Below are 26,181 nucleotides of genomic sequence, written 5' to 3' on the forward strand. Positions count from 1 at the left end.
ATTACAACAACCAAGGGTTCTAGCAATGGGGTGCGATCCTACATCATCAAGAAGCCAACAGCTCGCTAAAACCAGAGCGCGAATGGGTGATAACTTTACCGCAACCCAGCTATTGGGGCGAACCCATACCATAGGCTGTGTTGCCATTGAGATCACGCAAAAATGCAATCTCGACTGTACCTTGTGCTATTTATCTGAGCATTCTCAGGCTGTTAGAGATATCCCCATTGAAGAAGTATTCAATCGATTGGACCTGGTGCTCGAACACTATGGGCCAGGTACTAGCGTACAAATTACCGGTGGCGATCCTACGCTCAGAAAACACAGTGAATTGATTGAAATAGTGGCCTATGCGAATAAGCTGGGATTGCACACCGCGTTGTTTACTAATGGTATTGCTGCCTCGCGTGACTTACTCACAAAGCTTGCCGAAGTTGGTCTTAATGACGTCGCCTTTCATGTTGATACCACTCAAGAGCGTAAAGGCTTTAGTAACGAAGCATCATTAAATGCGTTGCGTGAAGAGTATATTGAACGAGCCAAAGGGCTCGGGTTAATGGTGATCTTCAATACCACAGTGCACACAGACAACTTTCATGAAATGAGAATGTTGGTGAAGTTTTTTGTCAAAAATGCTGATGCAGTGAGCTTCGTGTCGTTCCAGCTTCAGGCCGAAACGGGCAGAGGCGAGTGGGGGGCACGGTCAAACATTGTTGATCCTTTAACGGTAAAAGCCGCGGTAGAGAATGCTATTGATAAAGAACTGCCCTGGGAGAAAGTACGCATTGGTCATAGTGACTGTCATAGTTATATGCCAACGCTAGTCGCTGATAACCAAGTGTTTTCTGTCGTAGATGACGAAGATTTTTTCGCGAATTTTATCGAAGACTTCAAACATATCCAGATAACGCGACAAGATGGCGTGGCAAAAATAATGTGGGCGTATTCAAAAGCGTTACTGCTGAAGCCCGTGTGGATTGCTCGATTAGTAAAAGCGGCTGTCGTTAAGCTTTACGAGATGAGGAAAAGCTTATTCGCCAGTCGAGGCAAGGCACACAAACTCTCTTTCTTTATTCAAAATTTTATGGATGCAGAGGCATTGGACCATGAGCGGGTGGATGCGTGCTCCTTCATGGTGATGACCTCAGACGGGCCAGTGTCTATGTGTCAACACAATGCTCATCGCGATGACTACATCTTAAAGCCCATCACTTACACCGATGGTTGTGGAAAGGTGAAACAATATGAACCTTTAGGGGCGCGATACAAACGGGACAACGTCATTCCCATAAGACAAGTAGAAAACCATCCACAATCGCCAATTACACGAAAAGTAGCAGAGCATGAGGAGTAACAATGTCACTGCGTATTATGAAAACTCACACAATTTCACTGTTTTTGATATTCGTTTCATTGATTGGATCAAGTAGCGGAGTACTGGCCCAAGAGAATGAAACAATGAATGCTAGTAAAGCGTATGAAAGTGCGCTGAAAGACTGGGCATATGTGCTCGAAAATTATGTGGATAGCGAAGGTAGAACTAATTTCAAAGCACTATCTAACGACCTGCAGCCGCTTAAAAATGTAGTGAGTTTTATCGAAACAACAAGCCCGAGTAACACACCAGCGTTATTTGAGACTCCTCAGGCAGTGTTGGCTTACCATATCAACACATACAATGCGTTGGCTATGTACGGGGTAATTGACGAAGGCATTCCCGATGGGTTCACCAGCTTTTTCTCTCGGGCGAAATTTTTCAAATTTCGCGATGTGATCATCGGTGGAGAAGAGACCAACTTGTATGATTATGAGAACGACGTTATTCGGCCGCTCGACGAGCCCCGTTCCCATTTCGCATTGAATTGCATGGTGAAGGATTGTCCTCGCTTACCTCAAGTTCCCTTTTATGAAGATAGTTTGGAAATGGCGTTAGACAGTGTGACCCATGAGTTCTTTGCAAAAGAGAAGCACTTCTATGTTGATGACAGCAAGCAGCGGGTTTACGTATCGGAAATATTAGACTTTTACACAGAAGATTTTGTGTCTTCTGGCAGAGCGAAGGACTTACCTCAGTACATTAATCGGTACTTATCTGTGCCTATTCCAGATAACTACAAAGTGCGTTTTATTGACTATGATTGGCGTATAAACGCGCAGCCTGGCGATTAATTCATGTATCAAAAACGTAATTCATCACCATCAGGTTTAGACCTTGTGTGAACCTGATGGTAGTCTACGTTTTTTTCGAATAAGCACTGAATTTCATGGATTTTTATATTGCTCGGCACGGGCAAACTCAATGGAACACACAAGGTATTTATCAAGGGCGATTAGACAGTCCGCTGACGCCTGAAGGTGAACGCCAAGCATTACAATTGGGCCAAACATTACTGCCTGAAAACATTAAACACATTTACGTTTCTCCCCTTGGCAGAGCTAGGCAGACTGCAGATATTTGCAATGCTCAGTTAAAAAGCACGTTATCGATTGAAAACGACCTCGCAGAACGGAGCTTCGGGGATTGGCAGGGGAGAGTCAAAAGTGAATTGGCTGACCTCAAGGGCTTTGAAGTTTCCAAGTTACCTTTATCCACCGTCGCCCCACCCAACGGTGAAACAGCCCTCGACAGTGCAAAACGATTTTCCCGATGTTTAGCACAGAAAGCCGTATCTGATAGTTATGATAGGGTGTTAGTGATTGCCCATGGGGATGTGATCAAGCACTTTTTGTATTGGATAAATAAAAATAGCAGTGAACTGCAAATTCCAACCCTACAAAATGGTAGTTGGTGTCGAGTAAAGTACTCTCATATGGAGCAGCGTTTTATTCAGACGGCAGAGGCTGAACTAGATGATTGATATGCTTTATTAGCATGATGGTATATTAAGTTTAGGATAGCAGGCAAAATGTGATTGCAGTTAGTGATCACGTCTGTTGCTTAGGTAGAGTATTTCGCTAGAAATCACATAGCCATTATACGTCAGCATTGTAAATATATCTTAATTCTTAATTGCTTCAAAGTTTGTTTGAGAGACTTTTTAATAGTTACTTGAGGCTTCGTTTCTAAGTATTGGTCTAATTTTGAAAATAAAAATCCGACTTCGTTCGTTGCTGAGCACGTTGGAACACTCAACGAAAAGTGATGTTGTTGTTTGTTGGCTACTGGAGTAGTATTTGCGTGCTCTTTAGTGTAAGACGTTATTCGTCTAGTCGGGTGATTAGCCAGACTCAAATTTATTGAACGGGTTTAAATGCGAGGAGTACGCATCCTAAACTCGTTCCTCCTTTAGGATGCGTACTCCTCGCACTCTATAGTAAAGAGTTAAGCTCAAGGTGGTTAACAACACCTTGAGCTTTTTCAACAGGAAACTATGAGTATAATTAGTCAAATTGCAACAGCCTTGGGGAAGCCAAAATATGTAATAGAAGATATTCTATTCATCGCTCCTTATAGGTATAAGATCTACTATATTCCCAAGCGAAATCATGGCTTTAGAAAAATAGCTCAACCATCAAAAGAGTTGAAAGAATGTCAGAGAGCTTTTATAACAACCACTGAACTTCCAGTTCATAAGTGTGCTATGGCCTACCGAAAAGGCTTAAGTATCAAAGATAATGCTATTGCACATAAAAATCAGGCTTTCTTATTAAAATTGGATCTTGAAAACTTCTTCAATAGCATTACACCTGATATTTTTTGGCGAGCATGGAAATTATCTGGTAGAGAACTGTTATCTGAACAGAATAAAATATGGATAGAAAAGCTCCTTTTTTGGAGTCTAGAGGATAGATTAGTATTAAGTGTTGGGGCTCCTAGCTCTCCTAATATTTTCCAATTTTTGCATGTTGGTTTTTGACCAGATGTTAAACGAACAATGTCAAAATTTAGGAATAACGTATACACGTTATGCTGATGATCTCACATTTTCTACAAATTCAAAAGACATTCTATTTCAATTACCAGAACATGTAGAAAAAAATTAGCCATTTGCTTTAACGGTGATTTAAGATTGAATAAGAGCAAAACCGTTTTCTCATCTAAGGCTCATAATCGTCATGTAACCGGGGTTACTATTACAAATGATGGAAAAATATCACTAGGTCGAAAAAATAAAAGGTATTTAAAGCATAAAATACATCAGTTTTCTCTAGGGCAATTAAATAGTCATGAAACAATGCACCTGCAAGGTCTTTTGGCTCACGCGCGTCATATCGAATCAAGATTTTATGAATCACTCATAAAGAAATATTCACAAGAAGTAATGTTAAAAATTTTGAGGCTACAAATGAATAGAGAAATTCAGCTTAAGAGTGAAATAGCTTTTCTTGATGGGAAGTTCAAGGCAGGTTCTATTTCATCTGGCTTCAAGCTTTACGATATTTATGAAAATGGCGTTTTCGATAAAAACTCAGATGGTGAAATGGTTTGTACCATAGATAAAAACCACAAAATAGCTTCCGAATATCTAATAGGATGTAGGAACTTGCTAAATAAGAAAAATACTAGAATTCATATTTCTAGATTAACGTTATCAGATTTTAGAAGGTTCAAAACATTAAAGGTAAAGCTAGATAAACATTTAACTGTCATTATTGGTGACAACGGAGCTGGTAAAACAACAATTGTTGACGGTATAACCAAATCTTTAAGTTGGCTTAGTGCCAATATCCTAAAGAAGGGTGGCATTGGACTTCGTGTTACTGATTACGACGTAAATATCGATTCAGTCAGTTTTGCTGAAGTTACGCTACGAGCTAGTGTTAACGAAAGTAGTCATTATTCAATATCTTTATTCAAAACCGCGAAAGGAGCAAAAGAAGCTAAAAAAAAGTGAATTAGATGCGTTTTGAAGAGCTGGGAAGTCTCTACAGAATACTGGATAATTTTAGTCGAATAAATGAAAAAAGTGAAATTGACCTACCTCTGATTGTTAGTTATTCGGTAAACAGAACAAATATAAAATCTAATAAAACATTTGATTTGGAAAAAATAACTCCTGTTAACAAAAGCTCTAAGTACGACGCTTATGACATAAATCAATTGATGGTACTGGGAACTTTGATGACTTTTCTGAATGGTTTTTAGCTCTGCATAATCGCTCTGGTGAAGATTTATATATTAACTTGCAAAAATCTAAAAAACGACTAGAGAAATTAATTTCAGCAGGAGCAGATAATGAAATTAGTGAAATTCATGAGTTGTATATAAATTCCAAGGAAGAATATGAAGAGCTAAAAAGTTGATTACGATAGCCGTAGAATTCACATAAAAAATCTTCATTTTGTAAAAGAAGCAATCATATCTACAGTTCCAGGGTTTACAGATGTTTTTATTGAAAAAAATCGTCAGACAGGTAGAGCTGAGTTAAAGGTAACTGTAGATGGACGTACTATTAATATATTTCAGTCGTCACAAGGTCAGCATGTTTTCATTTCTATGATAGCCGATATTGCCAGAAAGCTAGTGGTGCTTAACCCAAACTTGGAAAATCCTTTACATGGCCAAGGTATAGTATTAATTGATGAAATTGAGCTTCATTTACATCCTAAATGGCAACAAGATATTGTTGGAGCACTCGTAAACACATTCCCGAACATTCAATTTATAGTTACAACACATAGCCCTCAAGTATTATCTACAGTTGATAAATCATGCGTACGCTATTTTGTATCCGATGAAAATGGGAATATTCATTGCCCATCACCTAGATTTCAAACTAAGGGAGTCAGAAGTGCTGATATCCTAGCTGAAATAATGGGGACGAGTCCAATACCTGATATAGAAGAAGCTCGTAAAGTTGATGAGTTCGCACGGTTGTTGTTGAATCGTCAAAAAGATCGAGCGATTACATTGCTAAAAGATCTTGAACGACATTTTGGTTCAGATCATCCCGTACTTACTGATTGTCAGAATAAATTAGATGTATTTGAGATGAAAGAAAGAATAAACCTTAAGAGAAATAAGGTATAGCTACTTGAAAAAATTAAACCGTAGTCTAGCGCAAAAACCTTCTTTTCTTAGCGGTTTATCCTATGTTACACATACATGGGGTGATGTTAGTAGCTCAGGAAAATCCAGTATTTGGGATCAGTTGGGAAAGTTTCAAGACGGCCTTTGTGCATATTGTGAATCAAAAGCAATTAAAGGAAGCGATACGGGACATATCGAACATTTTTTTGATAAAAGTGCACATCCTCATCTAACTTTTGATTGGGGAAATCTTTTCGGTTGTTGTGCGTCAACACTTCATTGTGGACATTACAAAGATCAATACCTTCCTGGCGGCGAGAGACGAACTTATGATTCAGATTTACTGATTAAACCTGATATTGAAGATCCTGAAGACTACTTGCAGTTTTTACCCAGTGGTAAAGTTTTGAAAAGTAGATGGATTAGAATATATTTCTCAAAAAAAAGCTGAGGAAACAATTAGAGCTCTAAATCTTGATGAGCCCTCACTAAGGCTATCAAGAGAACGTCAGATTAATAAGTTTCAATCAAAAGTAACTACAATTCTTAATATTTTGGATACCGGTGATGATGAAACAGTTGCGTTAGCCATGCTTGAATATAAAGATATAGAACGAGATGCCAGCGACACTATACATAGAACAGCTGTCAAACACAGCGTTATATGGATGTGAGTTAGGGCGCATTCACTTCTGCAGTGGCGAACGAGTCTATCGCAAATTTTCTCGCCAATGCGTAAAGGCCGTACATTATCACTACGAAAACGGCACATTCAACAATGGTGTAGTGGGGTAGATAGTCAGTCGGCCAAATAATTGCTGCTACAAAGTTCTGAATTTGCTCAACGAAGAAGCTAACAACTAATCCAATGATAAATGCCATATCGAAAGACTGACCGTTGGTAAAAGCATCTATACCTTGCCAATTTACTATAAAGTCGCGGATTTGTTTGAGTTCAATAAATATCAGTTTAACGAAGGCGACAATGCCGTAAAAGCCGCCGCCAAAGTCGAGCCATTTTTTGAGTATAGGGTTATCGGTTTTAGGAGCGTCTTTGTCGTCGTAATCGTCATCGTCATCGTCTAAACCGAAATCGTTCCAATCTGAAGTGTCTAGTCCGAGGTTGCCAGACTTTGAACTGTTTGAGTCTGAACCCATATCCATATTCAGACCATATTCATCGGGCTCTGTGGGATCATTGGGGTCTAAGACGCCCCGCTTGTAGGCAAGTAAATGAAGGCCGTAACTTGCCATAAAGACAGTACAACCCATGTAAAAAATTTCCCACACTAGCGCCCACATAAGACAGTCATCCTTTATCTAGAATGACCATCGTATGCTATTGGTTATGGGTTTGTCTTCTATTCTTGTCGATTAATTTGTAAGCGCTAATTAATACAAGGGGCAGTTAACGCTTAGCGCTCACACGTCCGCGCTGTTTGCCGCCCGGCCTATTTCCAGATCTACCACCTGAGTGAGTAGTCTCGCCTTGGGAGGTGTTCTTGCTCTTGTTATTCTGATTGGAGGGGTTTCGACCACCTGCGTTTGCATGGTTTTTACGCTGATCAGGTTTACCCTTGCCCTTATTATTCCGGCCTTCACCATCGGCGCGCTGAAATTGAGGGGGTAGTCCAGTGTGTTTGGTCAATGCACGTTCGCCTCTGCGTGCTTTTGCCGCTTTTTTGCGTTTTTCGTCCGCGCTCTCTGGCGGAACTAAGTGTTGAGGGCCCCGACCGATAAGATCTTCGCGTCCCATCTTAACCAAAGCATCACGAATCTGAGCAAAGTTCTTAGGATCGTGATAGCGCAACATGGCTTTGTGCAAACGGCGATGAATTTCACCTTTGGCAGACGTAACTTCTTCGCTGTCTTTGGTAACTTTACGCAGAGAGTTAACTTCTGTGTGGTACATGGTAGTCGCCGTTGCCATTGGCGACGGGTAGAAGTTTTGTACCTGATCGAGTTTAAACTTGTTTTCTTTCAGCCATATGGCCAAGCTCAACATATCCTCATCCGTTGTGCCTGGGTGCGACGCTATAAAGTAGGGGATAAGGTACTGTTTTTTACCCGCTTCACGAGAGTACTTATCAAACAACTCTTTAAAGCGATGGTAGGTGCCCATGCCTGGCTTCATCATTTTCGACAGCGGGCCATCTTCGGTATGTTCTGGCGCTATCTTTAAGTAACCGCCCACGTGATGAAGCGCGAGTTCTTTTACGTAATCAGGATCTTCGATGGCTAGGTCATAGCGAACGCCAGAAGCAATCAATATTTTCTTTATTCCCGGTAGATTTCGGGCGCGGCGATACAAATCGATAGTAGGTTTGTGATCTGTGTCCATGTGTGCACAAATACTCGGGTACACACATGACGGTCGTCGGCATGTTGCCTCTGCTTTGGGGCTCTTGCATCGCAAGCGATACATATTAGCAGTTGGTCCGCCAAGGTCAGAGATTACCCCAGTAAAGCCTGGAACCGTGTCACGAATTTGTTCGATTTCACGAATAATCGAATCTTCAGAACGGCTCTGAATAATTCGCCCTTCGTGTTCTGTAATTGAACAGAAAGTACATCCACCATAGCAACCGCGCATAATATTGATGCTGAAACGAATCATGTCATACGCAGGTATTTTGGCATCGCCGTAAACCGGGTGGGGGACCCGCTGGTAAGAAAGGTCGAATACCGCATCCATTTCGTCGGTTTCTAGCGGCATAGCAGGTGGATTAATCCAAATATGACGGTCGCCATGACGTTGCATGAGCGCGCGTGCACAACCTGGATTGGTCTCTTGGTGCAATATACGCGAGGTATGCGCGTAAAGCACTTTGTTATCTTTCACCGTCTCAAACGCTGGCAGCTTTACATAAACATTTTCCCAAGGCTTACGGCGGGTCGCCGGTTGAATAACAATGGGAGCTGCTTCTGGCGCATTTTCGTTAGGCTTGTCTTTGTCTTGTGAGTCACATTCCGGCTCCATTTGATAGGGGCTGGGAATTGGGTCGATCTTACCTGGTCGGTCGAGTGACGTTGAATCAACGCCTTGCCATTCTGGTAAAGCTTCTTTCACGATGATTGCCGTACCGCGTACATCGCGAAGCTCTTGAATAGATTCACCAGCAGCTAAGCGGTGAGTCACTTCAACAAGTGGGCGCTCAGCGTTACCGAAAAACAACATGTCTGCTTTGGAATCGAACAATACCGAGCGACGTACTTTTTCGCTCCAGTAATCATAGTGGGCGATACGACGCAAGCTAGCTTCTATGCCGCCAATGATAACAGGTACGCCTTTGAAGGCTTCGCGACAGCGTTGTGAATATACAGTGACAGCCCTATCTGGACGTTTACCGCCAACGTTCCCCGGTGTGTAAGCGTCGTCGTGACGTAGCTTTTTGTCTGACGTGTAACGGTTAATCATGGAGTCCATGTTGCCCGCAGTTACCCCGAAATAAAGATTGGGTTTACCCAACTTCATAAAGTCGTCTTTGCTCTTCCAATCGGGTTGAGCAATGATACCTACGCGAAAGCCGTGAGCTTCCAATACTCGTCCGATAACCGCCATGCCGAAGCTTGGGTGGTCAACATAGGCATCGCCGGTTACCAAAATAACGTCACAGCTATCCCATCCAAGAGCATCCATTTCCTCTTTTGACATAGGTAAAAAGGGGGCAGTACCGTAACAATGTGGCCAGTACTTGGGGTATGAGAACAGACCGCGATCCGCTTTAATGGTGGCTTGCATAGGCTTTACATAACACTCAAAATAGACAAAACAAATGTTGCACGTGACCTTAGTAAAAGTCCCGCATCACAAAACCGACGTATTGTATCAGCTTAGCGCATAACAAACATTGAATTGTCATTAAAAACACGGGCAATCTTGATAAGTGCAGATAACGAGTAACCTCTCGTGTTAATTAGGCTGAGCAAAAGACTCAAAAAGGATGACACATGGCGTATTGGCTATTTAAAACTGAACCTGACGCGTTTGGTATTGATGATTTAATGTCTCGCCCAGAGCAAACCGAGCCGTGGGATGGCGTACGAAACTATCAAGCAAGAAACTTTTTACGAGACCTGATTACCAAAGGCGACAAAGTCTTTATTTACCATTCTAGTTGTAAGCATGTAGGTATAGCTGGCGTTGCAGAGGTTGTGGTGGGCGGATATCCAGATACTACTCAATTTGACCCTGAAGCCAAATATTACGACCCAAAATCATCACCTGATAACCCTCGTTGGTATCGTGTTGATGTAAAATTTGTCGAAAAGTTCTCACAAGTACTGCCACTGTCTACGATTAAATCATTGCCAGGTATTACCGAACTAGGTTTAGTTAAAAAGGGGCATAGGCTATCTATCATGCCAGTGACTGACAGCGAGTGGGATTTGCTCTATAAAGCCGCTAAGGGTTGATGTTAAGTCGTTCGCTTGCAGATAAATAGGTCGTTAGACCAGTTGTTAAATGTATATTTGTCAGTGGTTTATAGGATTTAACCGGCAATAGGTATTAAATTTCATAAATCGACATAAAAGTGAAAATTGTAAACCCCATACTTTTCTGATTGACTGAAAGACAAGCTCATGGCTTTTCAAAAACATCTGTCAAAAAGCCAATCTGCTCAAAGGTAACAATTGAAAAAACAACAGTGGACGTTTCTGGTCGCTGTGGATTTTCACTCCATGAGTGAAGGCAACTCCCTTCACTTAACTTATTCGATAACGATTAGTGGTTTTGGGGTTTACTATGGCTAGTACTCGCGTTCAGCGGTTATTGTTATTACTCTCTTTACTGTTTTCTCATTCGCTGTTTGCTGCACAGTGCGATTATGTGATCAGTAATGAATGGAATACCGGTTTTACAGCATCAGTCACGATTACCAATGATTCTGCACAAGATATCAGTGGTTGGGTGGTCAACTTAGACTATCCAGACAGTTCAACTATCACCAACATGTGGAATGCTGATTTGAGCGGTTCGAATCCGTTCACTGCCTCCAACAAGGGCTATAATGGCAATCTGCGTGCCGGTAGCTCTATCAGTTTTGGGTTCAACGGACAAAAAGGTGTCAGTGGTAGTCCGGCAGTCATACCAAGTCTAAGTGGCGTGTGTAGCAATGTGACTGAGGAGCCTGAACCTCCGGTAACTGAACTTGCCAGATGCGAATTCACCGTAGCCAACGAGTGGCAATCAGGTTTTACAGGCAAAGTTACGGTATACAACGACGACGCTGCGACAATAAATGGTTGGCAAGTGACTATGCTATTCCCCGATGCAACATCGGTGAGTGGCGCTTGGAACTCTAGTTTTTCAGGCGGTAATCCTTATACCTTTAATAACGCTAATTACAATGCCAATGTTCCACCCAATGGAAGCCAAAGCTTTGGTTTTAACGCACAAAAGGGGACATCGGGCGGTGAGGTACAAATTCCTCAGCTTGGCGGGATCTGCGGAGAAATCGTTGAGGTTAACAATCCACCAACTGCTGTAGCTACGGCTACGCCTACTCAAGGTACCGCCCCATTGACGGTGACTTTCGACGGCACAGGCTCCACTGACGAGGAAGGCGATGCATTGACCTACCTCTGGTCATTTGAAGATGGCACCACGCAAAGCACTAGTGAGTTTTCCTATAGTTTCGAAACTGCGGGTGATTATCTCGTTAACTTGGTGGTTAACGACGGTGCTGATGACTCCGAAGCAGTCAGTGTTAGCATCAGTGTAACCGAGCCTATTCCCACAGGAACCTACGCATTAGACGGTGATAGCTCATCACTGTACTTTGTGTCTACTAAGAAAACCCACGTTGTTGAAACTCACACATTTACGTCGCTTACGGGCAGCATTAACGAGCAAGGAGAAGCACGGGTTGCTATCGACTTAGATTCGGTGGAGACAGGTATTGACGTTCGCAATCAACGAATGCGTGACTATTTGTTTGAAACGGCTTCTTTTGGTGAGGCAGTAATTACCGCACAAGTCGACGCCGGGCAACTGGCTGCCATGCAAGCTGGAGAGGTGGTTACTCAATTATTATCAGCAGATGTGGATTTACACGGCGTAGTTGTTCCTCTTGATTTAACGGTAAGAGTAACCAAGCTATCAGACACCACAGTACTGGTTCAAAATACTATGCCCATTAACATCAACGCTGCTGATTTTGCGTTGGTTGATGGCATTGAGCAACTCCGTAATTTAGCGGGTTTGAGTGTAATCAGTTACGCCGTGCCAACTAATTTTACTCTTGTATTTTCAACGCAACTGTAGGGAGGACAGACGATGAAAACTATAATGAATCGAATCTTCACCCTAGCCGCTGTCTCGCTGGTTACTGTCAGCCACGGGGCGTTAGCCAATCAGTGTGAGTATGAAATTGTTGATGAATGGAATCAGGGATTTAAAGCCGAAATCACCATAAGCAATGGTGGTGCACCCATTACCGACTGGCAAATAGATTGGCAGTGGTCAAATGGGGAAACCTTCAACAATGGTTGGAACGCAAGTTACGATTGTAACGGCAGTGCATGTACCGTAACACCGCCATCCTGGTTCAACCAAATCAATACCAATAGTGTTTTTACCTTCGGCTTTATCGGTAATAAGCCCTCGGGAGCGACTGCAGTTCCTGAGTTAATGAGCGATGTTTGCGCACCGGGAACCGGTGTTTCTACAGCAACTTGGATACTCGACGACAGCCTCTCTTCTATTCATTATGTCTCTGTGAAGAAAGACCATACGCCGGAAAATAACACCTTTTCATCAGACGATGACGTCGCGCTACAAGGGAGCGTTTCGGCATCGGGAGAAGTGCGTTTTGCCATTGATTTAAATACGGTAAATACAGGCGTGGATATTCGCAACACTCGTTTACTCGCCTTGCTGTTTGAGACCGAATTCTTGCCTACCGCGTGGTTTACCGCTCAGTTGGATATGACTGAAGTTAACAGTCTGGTGGCGGGTGAGTTTAGCCAGCAAATTATCACTGGTGATTTAGTTATTCACGGTGCCCGTCAGGAAATTAGTGCAGAGGTGATGGTCGCAAAGCTCAGTGACGACACACTTTCAGTCTCTTCAGTGCAACCTGTGGTGGTGGACAGTGATATGTTTGATATGGACGCAGGTATAGAAGCTCTGCGTTTAGTTGCTGGATTGTCATCTATCGGCGAGACCGTTCCTGTGTATTTCCATTTGCAATTTAACAGCAATGAAGCAGGTCAAGCTATTGCAGTGCCTAGCGTACCAAATGCGCCAACAGGATTGGCAGGTACCTTTGACGAGGTTAATTTACAAGCTAACTTGAGCTGGCAAGACAACAGTAACAATGAGTCGCTCTACTTAGTACGACGAAGAGAAGTAGGTGGCCAATGGCAAACTATTGCTGAGCTTGGCGAACAGGCTAATGCTCTTATTGAAGCGCTACCTGATGCTGGGGAGTTTGATTACAAAGTTATCGCTGTTAACCAAGGCATGCCATCGTTACCGTCAAATGAGGTATTGGTGACAGTCACACAGGGTAATCAAGTAGTGCGCGGCATGCAGTTGTTCCAGAACAATTGTGCGGGCTGTCATGGCGTAAGTGGTGAGGGTATCGGTGGGAATCCACCACTGAATACCGAGAGAAGCTTACCGGACATGATTGATTACATCCGTGACTTTATGCCTTTAGGTGATCCCACGAGTTGTGACCAAGCCTGCGCTGAAGACCTCGCCACTTATATCGAAACCCTGTGGGTGAGAGATGTGGTGTGTGATGTGTCATTAACGCCAGTGAGTTATGGTGCAAGGCAGCTTAAAATACTCACCCGCTTTGAATATCAAAATACGGTAGAAGATCTCGTTGGTATTGATTACGAGGTATCGACTGGGCTATCAGCTGACTCACAAGTTGGGTTCTTCCTCAACAATACACAGGCCGCAATGGTACCAACTGCTTACAGTAATTATTTGTTAGTGGCTGAGGAAGTGGCCGATTGGTCTGCACAGCGAGATTTTGCACCTATGCTGTCTTGCACAGCCTATGACCAGAACTGTGCTGATAGTTTTGTAGACGATGTTGCGCCTAAATTTTTCCGAAGACCACTTACTGAGGATGAGTCCAGTGCCTATTCAGCTATTGCTGATGGCAGCGAGACCGGAGGTGATGTTAAAGCGGGGATTACTCTTGCACTGGAAGGCTTGTTGTCTTCGCCTCAATTCCTATACCGCCACGAGCTAGGTGAGAGCAATCCTGCCAATACTCAAATCGATAGTGATGCCTTTGAGTTAACATCGTATGAGATGGCAACGTTCCTTGCTTATACCTTCACTGGCAGTACGCCAGACGACATTCTGCTTGCTGCTGCGGCCAACGATGAACTTCGAACTACTGCTAATATTGTTGCTCAAGCAGAGCGTTTGGCAGGTAACGCCAACGGTATCATGGGACAATTCATCGGTGGGTGGTTAGGCACCAATAGCCTTGACCAAGCTGCAAAAGATCCTGACGTTTGGCCGGGTTTTGATGAGCTAGTGCCTCATATGCAAAATGAGATTAACACAACGTTTGCTCACATTATGTTAGACCCAGACCAGTCGTTTGGCGCTCTGTACAACAGTAATTTCACCTTCTTGAACGAAGTTCTCGCTACCCATTATGGTATTGACGGTGTTACCGGCGAGACAATGCAAAAAGTCGATACGGTAGACCGCGGAGGTATTTTGGCTAGCGGTGCATTTATGGCCCGTTGGGGCGAGGCCGTTGAAACGTCACCGATACTTCGTTCGGTGCGTGTGCGTCGCAGAATGATGTGCCAAGACCAACCGGATCCTCCTGCTGGCACATTTGCCGCTAGAGAAGAAAAGCTCGCTGAACTCGCGGAGCTCTTGCAGCAACCTACGACCACAAACCGGTTGAAGTACCATAGGCTTACAGAAGATGCCCCTTGTACTAACTGTCACACCCAATATATCAATCCCCTTGGCTTTGGTATGGAAGACTTCGACACCGTGGGTAGAGTAAGGAGTCAAGATTTGAATGGAAACACCATTAATGCCGCTGGAGAACTTTACGCACCCGAAAGTTATAGCAATGTGGATGAAGTGCGTTACTTCGATGGCTCTATGGAACTAGGGAGCGTGCTTGCCGGGTTAGATTCGGCCCAATCCTGTCTGCCTAAACAGCTCTTTAGATATGTGATGGGAGTGGGTCATCAAGACATAGACCCTGCAAACCCTGAAGGGGTTGAGATGAGTGATGAGGAAAAATCAGGTTACACCTGCGAAGTGGATGCACTGACTGACACTATGCTCAACGAGAGTCCGCGAGCCATGTTCGAGAAGTTTGGTTCTTTGGAAGCGGTGCGTTATCGCAAAGCTTGGGTTAGAGAAAATTAAGTTAGGACATCACAGGAGATTATGATGAAAGATTCTAAAGATTATCAGATGAAGATGTCCCGACGCAGCGTGTTAAAAACCTTTTTAGCATCGGGTATTTCTAAAGCCATGGTAATGCATTCCCCTCTGGTGGCGGGGATGTTGTTTGCTCGACATGCCGATGCGCAAGAAGGTGGGCCGAACAAGTCTGTCGCTGTATATGTGCCGGGCGGTGGTATTCACGATTTTTGGGCACCTACTCAGTCGGGTGGTGAATTGACAATGGGGCCAATGTCGATGGGATATGACGGCGTTAAGCAAGAGTGTAATTTCTTGCTGAACATGTCCCATGAAAGTGCGGGCCATGGTCGTCAACCACGGATCTTATCCAACAGTTGGGGTGGAAGTGGAGCTGACACCTACGATGTATACATGGGTAAACAGCTTGGACCGGATATGCCATTTACCTATATGAACTTAGGTGTGCACAGTAATGGCAATGGCTACTTGACCCGTGACGGTAATACGCAGATCCCATTTGAAGACAACCCATTCACAGCATTTAAGTTGTTTTTTGGTACTAACAGCGGGGGTAGCGAGAAAACGCCTATTTTGGACGCCCATGCGGCTGCTCTTAATGCCATTAAATCCAAACTGGCAGGCTATGAGGTTGAGCGTATGGAGTCTCACCTTGATGCGATTTCTGACACCCAGCGGCGTTTAGATGACTTAGCTGGTGGTGTCACTTGTTCTGCGGCTCCCGACGATACAAGCTTTCCACTGACTCACGATACCTTTAGCCAGCAGGCGCGAATGCAGGCAGATATTATTGTGGCAGCGCTAAAATGTAATATTACCAGCTCAGCGTCATTAGCCTTTGGTAATCATCAGTCTCAATTCCGTATTCCTGAATTGTCGTACCAAGGGAGTTACCATCAGTCCATACATGGAGGCAGCGGCGGCTTACCTAATTACCCTTACTACACTGAAATGCGTAATCACTTGGGAAGTTTAACGGCTTATCTTATCGGTAAATTAAGAGACGAAGGGATATTAGATTCAACCATGGTGGTTGAAACCACTGACATGGGGCATGCAGACAAACACAGCTCTGCTGACGTGCCTTTCTTGATTGCTGGTGGAGGCAGTAATGTCAATCGTGGGGTGACCACTCCCGCGGGTTCTAGCTACAACCAGCTTGACGTTTTACATACGGCCGCACAGGCGTGTGGTGTATCGTTACCTTATGGAAGCACTATTCCCGGGGTACTGGTTTAAATAAGGAAGACAGCGCAGTTTGCGATGGCAAACTGCGCTGTCTCTTTTCACAACACTGAATGTGTTAGGGTTTTCCCACACTCAATAAGGTATCTGCGTCACGCAGCAAGTAAAGTGCGAAACACGCAGCCCACATTGGCCATGCGGCAAAAAACAGTAAGTTATTAAAGGCATCGATATACACGGGGAAAGACGCGAGTGTTGAACCGCCGTGCATCAAAAATATGAGTCCGTAAGTTAAACGTTTCGCCAATCCTGCGACAAAAGCAATGACGAGTAGTAGCTGTGCGATCCCCACGCCATAAATGATGATTTCAGACAAACCGCCTACGCCGTAAAAGTATTCGAATACTTTCATTCCGTGTGCTGGATTGACAAATTTATCCAGTGTCCAAACAAACATTACAATAAAAATGCCGATCCTAAGTGCAAGTAAAGCCATCGGAAGTCTATTCTTTATGGTATCTGAAACATCGGGAGTTGATTGATTAAATAAATTCATTTGCATGCAAACTATTCTGTTGTTAGTGTGTCGATAAAGAACGGGCTAAAACAGAATTACTTTCACAACCAAGAAAAATAATTGCTCTGAAATTTAATTGGTTGCGTATCGGTCTACTTGGCCATTCGCGGTCTACATCTACTTGGAATACAAAGAATGAAAAAAACATTGGGAATGAGCGCTGCACTGGGCTTAAGTTTAGTTTCTCTGGCGATTAGCCATGCCTTGCACGCACAGACCATTGACGAAAGCGACGTTGAAGTTGTCGAGGTGAAAGGCGCAAAGCAGGTTAGTAGCCTAAATCCTGGTCAAAACACACTTAACGGCTTGTTTGGCAGCGGTATGAGTGCCAGCGAAGTGCCGCGCTCTGTGACCTCGTTGTCATCAGAGGCAATGGCGACACTTAACATCACCACACTGCACGATATTGTGAAAGCAGCACCTAATACGTACGCATCTAGTGGCTTTGGCACACCGAGTTTGCCGAGTATTCGCGGTCAGTTAGGAGAGTTATTCCAAGATGGCGTGCGCCGTCAAGCAGGCAACAACGGATTCGGTCTACCTTTGTCTTTTAACAGTGTTGAACAAATTGATGTAGTAAAAGGTCCGTCACCTGTACTGTTCGGCAGCACACAACGCAATGGCGGTTTTGTCAATTTACAAACCAAAGTCGCGCCTACTGAAGGTCAGTCTGGCCGTGTGATGCTCCGTGCTGGGCGATGGGATGACTACACGGCTACCTTTGATTACGGAACCGCTATTGATGAAGGTAAATCAGGTATCAGGGTGAGCGCTGAGTGGCGTGACAGCGACAGCTTTTTTAATTATGTAGAACAAGACAGTCAGAATCTATTCATTGCCTATCGTTATGCGCCGTCTGAGCAGCTCACATGGGACGTAAGTGCCGAATACTACGATGCTGATTACCCAGATATTGCTGGTATCAATCGACCTACTCAAAACCTTATCGATAATGGCTTATATATTACAGGGCAGGGTGTTCAGGCAAATGGCTCAACCGTACCCGGTGCAGGTGCCATTATTTCTCCTACCGGAGAAGTGCGCATTGCTCGCAGTAATGTGTTTGTGCACCCAGACGATATCAATGGTGCAGACACAACAATTTTGCGCAGTAAGGTAAACTACGTGTTGTCTGACACTATGACTTTGCGCAACGTCACTTATTTTCAAACTCTCAGTAGAGAGGAATTAGCACAAAACAGTTTTGTTGAAATTATTGATAGTGCTAAAACCTTCGAAAACCGTACTGAACTTGACTGGGAAGTGTCGGACTCTCAGTTGACTACCGTGGGCCTAGCCCTTCGATACAATGACGTATTAGGGTACAGTCAGTTCACCACCGAAGCTGACAACCCTGTGGACCTAACCGGGCCACTGACTAATCGAGTGATCCCACTGACTGACGCACAGAAAGCGCGATTAATAGAGCTTCGTCCGGGCGTGTTTGTTTCGCCAGGAGCGCAATATGATATCGATGGTGATGGCAGTGGTGACTTTAATTTGTCTGACACTACGGATTCAACTTCATGGCAAACAGGGCTATTTGTTCAGCAACGTTCTAAGTGGAGCGAGAATTTCTCGACTATTGCCGGTATGCGTGTTGATTATTACGATGTTGAAGCTAGAGATCCACTAGCCCCTCAAGGACAAGTCGCTGCAAGCGATACCCATTCAGACACCTTAACAAGCTACCAATTAAGTGCGAATTACACCCTAAATCCAGACGTTACATTATATGCGGCATGGTCTGAAAATGACGCTACGTCAAATAGTATGGCTGGCGGTACAGTGCTTGGCGGCGGTAACCAAATCGACTCGCAAAACTTTAAAACTCAAAACACCCTATATGAAGTCGGCGTGAAGTATGCGCCAAGTGATACTTGGTATGCAGAAGCGTCTGTCTTTGACCAAACCAGAAGTTTGAGAAATCGCGATGGCAGTAACAGTGGTGTGGAAACTCAAGGTGCAGAACTTCAGGTGTTTTATCAGGGAGATGCTGTATGGGTAAACGCTGCGTACAGCTATCTTGATGCAAGATTTGATGATTCCGTTGCATTCCAAGGCACATCTCAAGTGGCTGACGCATTCGATAACAGTCGTCCCGACATCATCCAGGGGACTGGTGTCGGGTCGCCATCGTTCACTGCATTTGCCGCATCGAATCAACGTGTTCAAGGTATTCCTGATCATATGGTAACGGTAAATACAGGCTGGCAGGTGACTGAGCTAATTGAGCTAGGCGCGTCTGCGTTGTTTACTCAATCCTTCCCGCTAGACTTTTTAGCCACCGTGAATATTCGCGACCAGTTTAACCTAGACTTGTGGGCAGATTATGCAGCCACAGACAGTGTGCGTGTGCGCTTAGATGTGATTAACGCCACCGATGAAGAAAATTGGCAGCCAGTATTTGAAGGGGGCTATTTTGGCGCTACGCTAGTTATGCCCAACTTACCACGTCATGTTCAAGTGTCGGCACAGTACTCGTTTTAACGGGTACTGATAGGAGATAAAAAATATGAAAAAAATCGCGTTACTTTTAGTGATAGTGGCAGCGGTAGTAGGTTTTTTCCATTTTGACTTACAAACCTATCTGACCCTAGAAGGGCTGAAAGGCTCAATGGACACCTTTCAAACCAGCATTGCTGAAAACCCAGTGGTGAGCATGGCGGTGTTCTTTGCTCTATACGTGGCAGTGACAGCCTTGTCATTGCCCGGTGCCGCTATCATGACACTGGCAGCGGGGGCTTTATTCGGTCTAGTGAATGGATTGATTTTAGTTTCGTTTGCTTCAAGCATTGGCGCTACGCTGGCATTTTTGGTCGCGCGATTTATTTTACGAGATGCGGTTAGAGCTAAATTTGGCGATAAGATTAAGAGCTTTGACGAGGGCGTTGCTAAGCAAGGTGCGTTTTACTTGTTCACCCTGCGTCTTGTGCCGGTATTTCCGTTCTTTTTGATAAACCTGTTAATGGGATTAACCGCGCTTCGCACTTTCACTTTCTACTGGGTTAGCCAAGTAGGAATGTTGGCTGGCACCGTGGTATACGTGAATGCCGGTACACAGCTTGCTCAGCTTGATAGCTTGTCGGGCATTTTGTCTCCTACACTGTTACTTTCGTTTGTTTTACTGGGGATATTCCCGTGGATCGCTAAAGCTATCGTGGCGGTGGTAAACAGCAAGCGCGTTTACAAAGGTTATAAAAAGCCCGCTAAATTCGATCAAAACTTGATTGTTATTGGCGCGGGCGCTGGTGGCTTGGTAACGAGTTATATCGCTGCAGCCGTTAAAGCCAAAGTGACTTTGGTGGAAGCAGGAGAAATGGGGGGCGACTGCTTAAACTATGGCTGTGTTCCAAGTAAAGCCATTATCAAAACCGCAAAAGTAGCGCATCAAATGCGTAACGCCGAACAATACGGTTTAGACAGCGTTCAACCCACTATGCGTTTTAGCCGAGTAATGGAGCGAGTAAACGAAGTTATCGCTGCCATAGCGCCAAACGACAGTGTGGAGCGTTACACGTCCATGGGCGTAAATGTTATTAAAGGGTACGCTAAAATCATTGATCCTTGGACGGTGGAGATCAAACACAATACCGGACAAGTAGAAACCCTAACCACACGCAGTATTGTTATAGCGACGGGCGCGAGTCCCTTTGTGCCGCCGCTGCCGGGGCTAGACAACAGCGGTTATTTAACATCTGATACTTTGTGGTCGACATTATCGACCAGAGAAGACGTTCCTAAACGCCTTGTGGTGTTGGGCGGTGGCCCAATAGGCTGTGAGCTTGCACAAGCATTTTCCCGCTTGGGTAGTGCAGTTACCTTGGTGGAAAAAACGCCTCGGTTAATGGGTAGAGAAGATACTGACGTAGCTGACTATGTGACCGGCGTGCTGAGTGAAGGTGGCATTGATGTGCGTACCAATCACGAAGCGCTACGTTTCGAGCAGCACAACGGCGTTAAGCAGCTTGTAGTGTCCGTTGATGGAAGCGAAGAAGCTATTGAGTATGATGACGTTATCATAGCCGTAGGTAGACGACCGCGTTTGACCGGTTTTGGGCTAGAAAACTTAGGAATAGCCACAGACCGACCGCTAGAAACCAACGAATATTTGGAGACCTTGTTCCCTAATATTTATGCTGCCGGTGACGTCATAGGCCCGTATCAATTTACTCATGTGGCAGCGCATCAAGCGTGGTATGCCTCGGTAAATGCACTATTCGGTAAATTTAAAAAGTTCAAGGTGGACTATCGGGTGATCCCTTGGACAACGTTTGTTGATCCTGAAGTCGCGCGAGTTGGTCTTAGCGAAACCGATGCAAAAGCAAAGGGTATCGAGTACGAAGTAACCCGTTTTGATTTTGCTGAACTTGACCGAGCGATTACTGAAAGCTCTCGTAGAGGCTACATCAAAGTACTCACACCTCCGGGTAAAGATACGATTTTGGGAGTGACCATGATCTCTGAACATGCGGGCGATCTCATGTCTGAATTTGTGTTGGCCATGAAACATGGATTAGGGTTGAACAAAATTCTTGGCACTATTCACGCCTACCCAACATGGGCAGAAGGAGCCAAATATACTGCTGGCGCATGGAAACGAGCGAATGCGCCAGAAAAAATGCTACAGTGGGTGAAAAAGCTTCACGATTTCAACCGAGGTTAATGGAATGCGTATCGCTTGGCCGCGATTAATTGTACTGGTTTTACTCTTTTTGCTGAGTGGAACCAGCGCTTTTGCTAATGCTACTTATGAAGACACAAGCCACTTGTCATCCTTACATGCCCAGTGGGATGAGTTGCTCTCGCTTCATGTGCACAGCATTGATAATGGCAATAGCACCGCTGTTGATTATGCGAGTTTTTCTCGTGACAGTAGCAAATTGGATGCGTATCTAAATACGTTGGCGTCTGTGCCTCAATCAATCTTTAAGACGTGGTCAAAAGAAGCACGACTAGCGTTTTTAATTAACGCTTACAACGCATATACCGTAAAGCTCATCATTACTGCATACCCAGATATAACATCCATTCTGGAATTGGAACGTGATGGCGTTATTCCTTGGAAACAGCCTTTCGCCCCTTTATTGGGAAGTACACGTACCTTAGACGACATAGAACACGTCATGATTCGGGGCAACCCTGAACTTATGGAACCGCGTATTCATTTTGCAGTGAATTGTGCCAGTATAGGGTGTCCAGCACTTCGCCAAGAAGCCTATATTGGCGAAGCGCTATCGCAACAGCTAGATGAACAAACACGTCAGTTTTTGGGCGACACCTCTAGAAACCGCATCGAAGGGGATACCTTGTATTTGTCGCAAATCTTTGAATGGTACAAAGGTGATTTCGAACAGCAATGGCACGGTGCGAGTTCTTTGCCTTCTTTTGTGCTTCTATATGCCGACGCCTTGTCGTTGAATCAGACGCAGAAGCAACAACTCGCGAATGGCACCATTGCTATCAATCATATCCCCTATGATTGGGCGTTGAATGATTTTTCGGATTAGCTAGCTTTTGTTTAATTGGCAGATAACCATCGGTTTTTTAAAGTTAAACGCGCTCTTGTGTTTGGTTGTGTTTGCCTGTGGAACTATTGGTGCTACGAACGAAGTTAGATTTCACGCGTGGGGTGGCAGCGCACAAGTGAATCAATACATTCAGTGGGTATCACAACAAGTTAATCAGCAGCACGGTATCACCATTAACCACGTAAAATTAGCCGACACCAGTGATGCGGTGTCTCGTGTTCTTGCTGAAAAGTCTGCGGGCAATCATCACAATGGCAGTGTCGATCTCATTTGGATCAACGGAGAAAACTTTGCTGCTATGCAATCCAATGGGCTTCTTGCGCCGAGTTGGGTGAATGAGCTGGCTAATTTTTCACTGACTAATCCTACTGAAAACCCTGCGGTACTTACCGATTTTGGGTTGCCTACGAATGGGCAAGAAGCGCCTTGGGGCAGGGCAGCAATGGTCTTCTATTACAACAGTGCTCACGTAAAAACGCCGCCAAAAACTGCGCATGAGTTAATGAGTTTTGTTGTAGAGAATCCAGGCTCATTTGCTTACCCAACACCCAATGACTATTTAGGCATCAGTTTTTTAAAATATTTACTGATTGCGTTAAACCGTGGCAATACAGACGGGCTTTATCGTCCTGCTATGCCAGAGATGTTTGCAGAACTCACCACACCGCTTTGGGCTTTTTTAGATACCTTGCATCCACACATGTGGAGACAGGGAACACATATGTTGCGTCAAGCATCGCACATGCAAAGGTTGATCGATGACGAAGTACTGCACCTTGGATTCTCATTTACCGCCGCAGAGATCCCCAGTGCGGTCAACCGTTTCGATTTACCGCCTACTATTCGCACCTATGCGATGGCAGACGGCAGTTTGTCTAACATTCATTTTGTAGCCATCGCTTATAATTCACCGAATGCAGACAATGCTAAAAAAGTAGTCAACTTTTTATTGTCGCCCGTTGCACAAGCCTATAAAAAACGCCTTGATGTATGGGGCGATGACACCGTATTAGATGTAGCCTTGTTGCCAAATGAAGATGCACAACTGTTTCAAGTTGAGGGAGCCCACCCGTCGGCATTGCCCCCGTCAGAGCGAATCATCATGTTTGCTGAGCCTCATGCTAGCTGGACTGATGCACTGCGCAACGCATGGTTTGAGCGTTACGGAGCCCGTTATTAATGTCTCCTTTTGAGCGCTTTTCCCACGCTGTAAAGCAAGCCATGATAATACTCTTGGTGTTCCCCGTTCTGGCTGGCACTTTTGGTGTAATACTTCCTGCGGCTGGATTCTTTCCAGCCTTGGGATTTAACACTGTCGATACACAAGCCATCCACGCTTTTTTCGCCACACCAGAGTTAGTGAGTATTATTGGGTTGACCCTATTGACTGGGGTTGGAGCAACGCTATTTTCGCTGGTCATAAGCATTGCTTTAGTGGCGGTCGTCTATTGCTATCGCCCCTTTTCATCAACAAAACGCCTACTTGCGCCCTTATTGGTATTGCCCCACGGGGCGGTTGCTTTAGCGTTAATATTTCTGTTGTCGCCAACACCTTGGATAGGCGAGTGGTTTCCGTATGACAACTACGGCGTATCGATTATTTTTGCCTTGGTGATTAAAGAAGTCCCATTTTTGTTTTTCATGAGTCAAAGCGTGCTCGCGCAAAGTGCGCTGAATAAACAGTTATCGGGATATTATCGCACCGGGCTTTCGCTTGGATACACGCCCATCACTGCATTTTTGAAACTCGTTTTGCCAAGCCTTTACCAGCGGATCAGGTTACCCGTTTTTGCGGTGTTGGCCTATGCAATATCATGTGTTGAAATCCCTTTAGTGCTTGGGTCAAATAACATTCCCACCTTGTCTGTCGCCATTGTTCATTGGTTCAATAATGTAGATTTAGCGTTGCGATTACCCGCGTCTGTTGGAGCAATCGTACTCATGCTCCTTTGCATAGTTGCTCTATTGTTGTGGCGCGGCTCAGAGCAAATCATTGGGCATTATTACCAACGGTTTGTGCTTAATCTGAATCGAGCAGGTGGGCAACTGCCCCTATTAATTCTTGGTACAGTGAGTCTAATTGGATTCACCATACTCATACTCGCTTTGGTTTCATTCACTGGAGTGCTTTCATTTGCCACCTATTGGACTTCCGGTTCGGTGTTGCCTCAGGGAATAACAGGGCTTAACTGGTCGGTGGGGTTGGCTGCGATGCAAACGCCATTATTAAACTCACTTATTCTCGCACTGTGCACGAGTTGCGTGGCTGTAGTGGTGAGTTTGTTAGCGCTGGAAAGCGAGGTAAAGAATGAAGTAACAAGCAAAGTTGTGTCGCGATTGATGAAACGCGGTGGCTCAAGTGGATACGAAAAACGCTTTACGTTAATTTTGTTTATTCCGCTACTCGTCCCCGGCGTGGCTTTTTTGTTTGGATTGGTGTGGTTGCAGCAACTTGTTTTTCCAGAGCGTCTTTGGTTGTCTGTTGGCCTGAGTCACTTAATTTATGTTTTGCCCTATGTGTTCTTTTCGCTTGCTCATTCTTATCGGCAAATCGACCCTCGTTATGGGCAAATGGCACAAAGCTTAGGGTATTCGCCTTTCCGTGTGTTTATTCATGTAAAACTGCCTTTGGTGTTTCCATCCATTGCTTTCGCTTTTGCTATGGGGTGTGCCATTAGTTTGAGCCAATATTTGCCTACATTGCTGAGTAGTGGTGGTCAAATTGCTACCGTAACAACAGAAGCAATCGCTTTAGCAGCGGGTAGCAGTAAACGGCTTAACGCCGTGTATGTTATTGTGCAAGGATTGTTGCCCTTAGTGATATTTATGGCAGCGTGGGCTATCGCCCAATCTTTTTACGCCCGTAAAACCAAATAACTAACGCGAGATTACAAAAGAGGAGTCAACTGTTGGCGCTGGAACTTATCGACTTATCGGTTACCAAAGATAAACATGCTCTGTTTAATGTGAATGCTCGTGTTGAGCCTGGCAAAGTCTTGAGTGTGCTTGGCGCATCAGGTTCGGGTAAGTCTACCTTGTTGAACGCAGTTACAGGTCAGCTGGAGAGTGTTTTTACTGTTAAGGGCGATATTGTATTAAACGGCGAATCGATAATAGAGGTTCCGACGTACCAGCGTAGAGTAGGAGTGTTGTTTCAAGATGCGTTGTTGTTTGAACATTTAACCGTGGGTGAAAACATCGAATTTGGTTTTCGAAACCGTAAAAATACCCAGCAAAGCGTTGCCCAATTGCTTGGCGAAGTTGAAATGCAAGATATGCAACATCGCAGCGTGAGTTCATTGTCGGGTGGGCAGCAAGCGCGAGTGGCGTTACTTAGAACCATGGCTTCCGAGCCTAAGGCTATGTTACTTGATGAACCTTTCAGTAAACTGGACACACAGCTGCGAGCAAAAGTCAGAGAGTGGGTATTCAGTACAGTGAAAGTACAGAACATCCCAACAATCATGGTGACCCACGACGCTGAAGATGTTGACGCCGCCAATGGCGACATTATTCAACTGTAATG

Annotated in this window: 20 protein-coding genes; 17 read left to right on the forward strand and 3 right to left on the reverse strand. The window is 44.6% G+C overall.

Going from position 1 to position 26,181, the window contains the following annotated elements:
• The first annotated feature begins 25 nt into the window (after positions 1–25).
• From EYS00_RS17075 to EYS00_RS17100, 7 genes are all read left to right on the forward strand, one after another.
• Entirely contained in the window at positions 26–1,354 is a 1,329-nt protein-coding gene (locus tag EYS00_RS17075; protein WP_130638782.1) for a radical SAM protein, read from the forward strand.
• A gap of 2 nt (positions 1,355–1,356) precedes the next feature.
• Entirely contained in the window at positions 1,357–2,169 is an 813-nt protein-coding gene (locus tag EYS00_RS17080; RefSeq protein WP_130638784.1) for a DUF547 domain-containing protein, read from the forward strand.
• Positions 2,170–2,264: 95 nt separating this feature from the next.
• Positions 2,265–2,858 carry a histidine phosphatase family protein gene (locus tag EYS00_RS17085; protein ID WP_130638786.1) on the forward strand — a complete coding sequence of 198 codons (594 nt, stop codon included), beginning with the start codon at positions 2,265–2,267 and terminating at the stop codon, positions 2,856–2,858.
• A gap of 513 nt (positions 2,859–3,371) precedes the next feature.
• On the forward strand, positions 3,372–3,857 hold the full coding sequence (locus EYS00_RS20710; RefSeq protein WP_207301727.1) for a reverse transcriptase domain-containing protein: 486 nt from the start codon (positions 3,372–3,374) through the stop codon (positions 3,855–3,857).
• A gap of 153 nt (positions 3,858–4,010) precedes the next feature.
• Positions 4,011–4,835: an AAA family ATPase gene (locus EYS00_RS20715; protein WP_207301728.1), complete on the forward strand. Its 825-nt coding sequence runs from the start codon at positions 4,011–4,013 to the stop codon at positions 4,833–4,835.
• 497 nt (positions 4,836–5,332) lie between these two features.
• Positions 5,333–5,971 carry an AAA family ATPase gene (locus tag EYS00_RS17095; protein ID WP_258313038.1) on the forward strand — a complete coding sequence of 213 codons (639 nt, stop codon included), beginning with the start codon at positions 5,333–5,335 and terminating at the stop codon, positions 5,969–5,971.
• A gap of 4 nt (positions 5,972–5,975) precedes the next feature.
• Positions 5,976–6,422: a retron system putative HNH endonuclease gene (locus EYS00_RS17100; RefSeq protein WP_165399414.1), complete on the forward strand. Its 447-nt coding sequence runs from the start codon at positions 5,976–5,978 to the stop codon at positions 6,420–6,422.
• Positions 6,423–6,646: 224 nt separating this feature from the next.
• Here the strand turns inward: EYS00_RS17100 and EYS00_RS17105 are convergent, their stop codons facing one another.
• Complete coding sequence (locus EYS00_RS17105) at positions 6,647–7,243, reverse strand: hypothetical protein (protein WP_130638792.1); 597 nt, start codon at positions 7,241–7,243, stop codon at positions 6,647–6,649.
• Between the two features lie 136 nt (positions 7,244–7,379).
• The gene (locus EYS00_RS17110) at positions 7,380–9,713 is read right to left on the reverse strand and encodes a YgiQ family radical SAM protein (RefSeq protein ID WP_130638794.1); all 2,334 of its coding nucleotides are present in this window, start codon (positions 9,711–9,713) and stop codon (positions 7,380–7,382) included.
• A 209-nt stretch (positions 9,714–9,922) separates the two neighbouring features.
• On the opposite strand from EYS00_RS17110, the gene EYS00_RS17115 reads away from it, so the two are divergent.
• The 4 genes from EYS00_RS17115 to EYS00_RS17130 all read left to right on the forward strand — a co-directional run bounded on the left by EYS00_RS17115 (position 9,923) and on the right by EYS00_RS17130 (position 16,601).
• Complete coding sequence (locus EYS00_RS17115) at positions 9,923–10,387, forward strand: EVE domain-containing protein (protein ID WP_130638796.1); 465 nt, start codon at positions 9,923–9,925, stop codon at positions 10,385–10,387.
• Between the two features lie 331 nt (positions 10,388–10,718).
• Complete coding sequence (locus EYS00_RS17120; RefSeq protein ID WP_130638798.1) at positions 10,719–12,239, forward strand: cellulose binding domain-containing protein; 1,521 nt, start codon at positions 10,719–10,721, stop codon at positions 12,237–12,239.
• A gap of 12 nt (positions 12,240–12,251) precedes the next feature.
• Positions 12,252–15,344 (forward strand): DUF1592 domain-containing protein, encoded by a 3,093-nt coding sequence (locus EYS00_RS17125; protein WP_130638800.1) that lies wholly within the window; start codon positions 12,252–12,254, stop codon positions 15,342–15,344.
• Positions 15,345–15,365: 21 nt separating this feature from the next.
• Positions 15,366–16,601, forward strand: coding sequence for a DUF1552 domain-containing protein (locus EYS00_RS17130; RefSeq protein ID WP_242618811.1), 1,236 nt, complete (start codon positions 15,366–15,368; stop codon positions 16,599–16,601).
• Positions 16,602–16,665: 64 nt separating this feature from the next.
• Here the strand turns inward: EYS00_RS17130 and EYS00_RS17135 are convergent, their stop codons facing one another.
• Complete coding sequence (locus EYS00_RS17135; protein ID WP_130638802.1) at positions 16,666–17,109, reverse strand: hypothetical protein; 444 nt, start codon at positions 17,107–17,109, stop codon at positions 16,666–16,668.
• 150 nt (positions 17,110–17,259) lie between these two features.
• Between EYS00_RS17135 and EYS00_RS17140 the strand changes: the two genes are divergently transcribed.
• The 6 genes from EYS00_RS17140 to EYS00_RS17165 all read left to right on the forward strand — a co-directional run bounded on the left by EYS00_RS17140 (position 17,260) and on the right by EYS00_RS17165 (position 26,179).
• Entirely contained in the window at positions 17,260–19,614 is a 2,355-nt protein-coding gene (locus tag EYS00_RS17140) for a TonB-dependent siderophore receptor (RefSeq protein ID WP_130638804.1), read from the forward strand.
• A 25-nt stretch (positions 19,615–19,639) separates the two neighbouring features.
• Positions 19,640–21,790, forward strand: coding sequence for an FAD-dependent oxidoreductase (locus EYS00_RS17145; protein WP_130638806.1), 2,151 nt, complete (start codon positions 19,640–19,642; stop codon positions 21,788–21,790).
• Positions 21,791–21,794: 4 nt separating this feature from the next.
• Positions 21,795–22,634 (forward strand): DUF547 domain-containing protein, encoded by an 840-nt coding sequence (locus EYS00_RS17150; RefSeq protein WP_130638808.1) that lies wholly within the window; start codon positions 21,795–21,797, stop codon positions 22,632–22,634.
• A 61-nt stretch (positions 22,635–22,695) separates the two neighbouring features.
• Entirely contained in the window at positions 22,696–23,835 is a 1,140-nt protein-coding gene (locus EYS00_RS17155) for an ABC transporter substrate-binding protein (RefSeq protein ID WP_373995579.1), read from the forward strand.
• Positions 23,835–25,532 carry an ABC transporter permease gene (locus EYS00_RS17160; RefSeq protein ID WP_130638812.1) on the forward strand — a complete coding sequence of 566 codons (1,698 nt, stop codon included), beginning with the start codon at positions 23,835–23,837 and terminating at the stop codon, positions 25,530–25,532. The genes EYS00_RS17155 and EYS00_RS17160 overlap by 1 nt, the downstream gene beginning before the upstream one ends.
• 32 nt (positions 25,533–25,564) lie before the next feature.
• Positions 25,565–26,179 (forward strand): ATP-binding cassette domain-containing protein, encoded by a 615-nt coding sequence (locus EYS00_RS17165; protein ID WP_130638814.1) that lies wholly within the window; start codon positions 25,565–25,567, stop codon positions 26,177–26,179.
• Positions 26,180–26,181: the final 2 nt, after the last annotated feature.

Source organism: Alteromonas sp. KUL49, assembly GCF_006538345.1.
GTDB lineage: Bacteria > Pseudomonadota > Gammaproteobacteria > Enterobacterales > Alteromonadaceae > Alteromonas.

Excerpts from the sequence above, each read along its gene's own strand:
- EYS00_RS17075 (WP_130638782.1), top strand. The coding sequence starts at position 26 with ATGGGGTGCGATCCTACATCATCAAGAAGCCAACAGCTCGCTAAAACC.
- EYS00_RS17080 (WP_130638784.1), top strand. The coding sequence starts at position 1,357 with ATGTCACTGCGTATTATGAAAACTCACACAATTTCACTGTTTTTGATA.
- EYS00_RS17085 (WP_130638786.1), top strand. The coding sequence starts at position 2,265 with ATGGATTTTTATATTGCTCGGCACGGGCAAACTCAATGGAACACACAA.
- EYS00_RS20710 (WP_207301727.1), top strand. The coding sequence starts at position 3,372 with ATGAGTATAATTAGTCAAATTGCAACAGCCTTGGGGAAGCCAAAATAT.
- EYS00_RS17105 (WP_130638792.1), bottom strand. The coding sequence starts at position 7,243 with ATGGGTTGTACTGTCTTTATGGCAAGTTACGGCCTTCATTTACTTGCC.
- EYS00_RS17110 (WP_130638794.1), bottom strand. The coding sequence starts at position 9,713 with ATGCAAGCCACCATTAAAGCGGATCGCGGTCTGTTCTCATACCCCAAG.
- EYS00_RS17115 (WP_130638796.1), top strand. The coding sequence starts at position 9,923 with ATGGCGTATTGGCTATTTAAAACTGAACCTGACGCGTTTGGTATTGAT.
- EYS00_RS17120 (WP_130638798.1), top strand. The coding sequence starts at position 10,719 with ATGGCTAGTACTCGCGTTCAGCGGTTATTGTTATTACTCTCTTTACTG.
- EYS00_RS17125 (WP_130638800.1), top strand. The coding sequence starts at position 12,252 with ATGAAAACTATAATGAATCGAATCTTCACCCTAGCCGCTGTCTCGCTG.
- EYS00_RS17130 (WP_242618811.1), top strand. The coding sequence starts at position 15,366 with ATGATGAAAGATTCTAAAGATTATCAGATGAAGATGTCCCGACGCAGC.
- EYS00_RS17135 (WP_130638802.1), bottom strand. The coding sequence starts at position 17,109 with ATGCAAATGAATTTATTTAATCAATCAACTCCCGATGTTTCAGATACC.
- EYS00_RS17140 (WP_130638804.1), top strand. The coding sequence starts at position 17,260 with ATGAAAAAAACATTGGGAATGAGCGCTGCACTGGGCTTAAGTTTAGTT.
- EYS00_RS17145 (WP_130638806.1), top strand. The coding sequence starts at position 19,640 with ATGAAAAAAATCGCGTTACTTTTAGTGATAGTGGCAGCGGTAGTAGGT.
- EYS00_RS17150 (WP_130638808.1), top strand. The coding sequence starts at position 21,795 with ATGCGTATCGCTTGGCCGCGATTAATTGTACTGGTTTTACTCTTTTTG.
- EYS00_RS17160 (WP_130638812.1), top strand. The coding sequence starts at position 23,835 with ATGTCTCCTTTTGAGCGCTTTTCCCACGCTGTAAAGCAAGCCATGATA.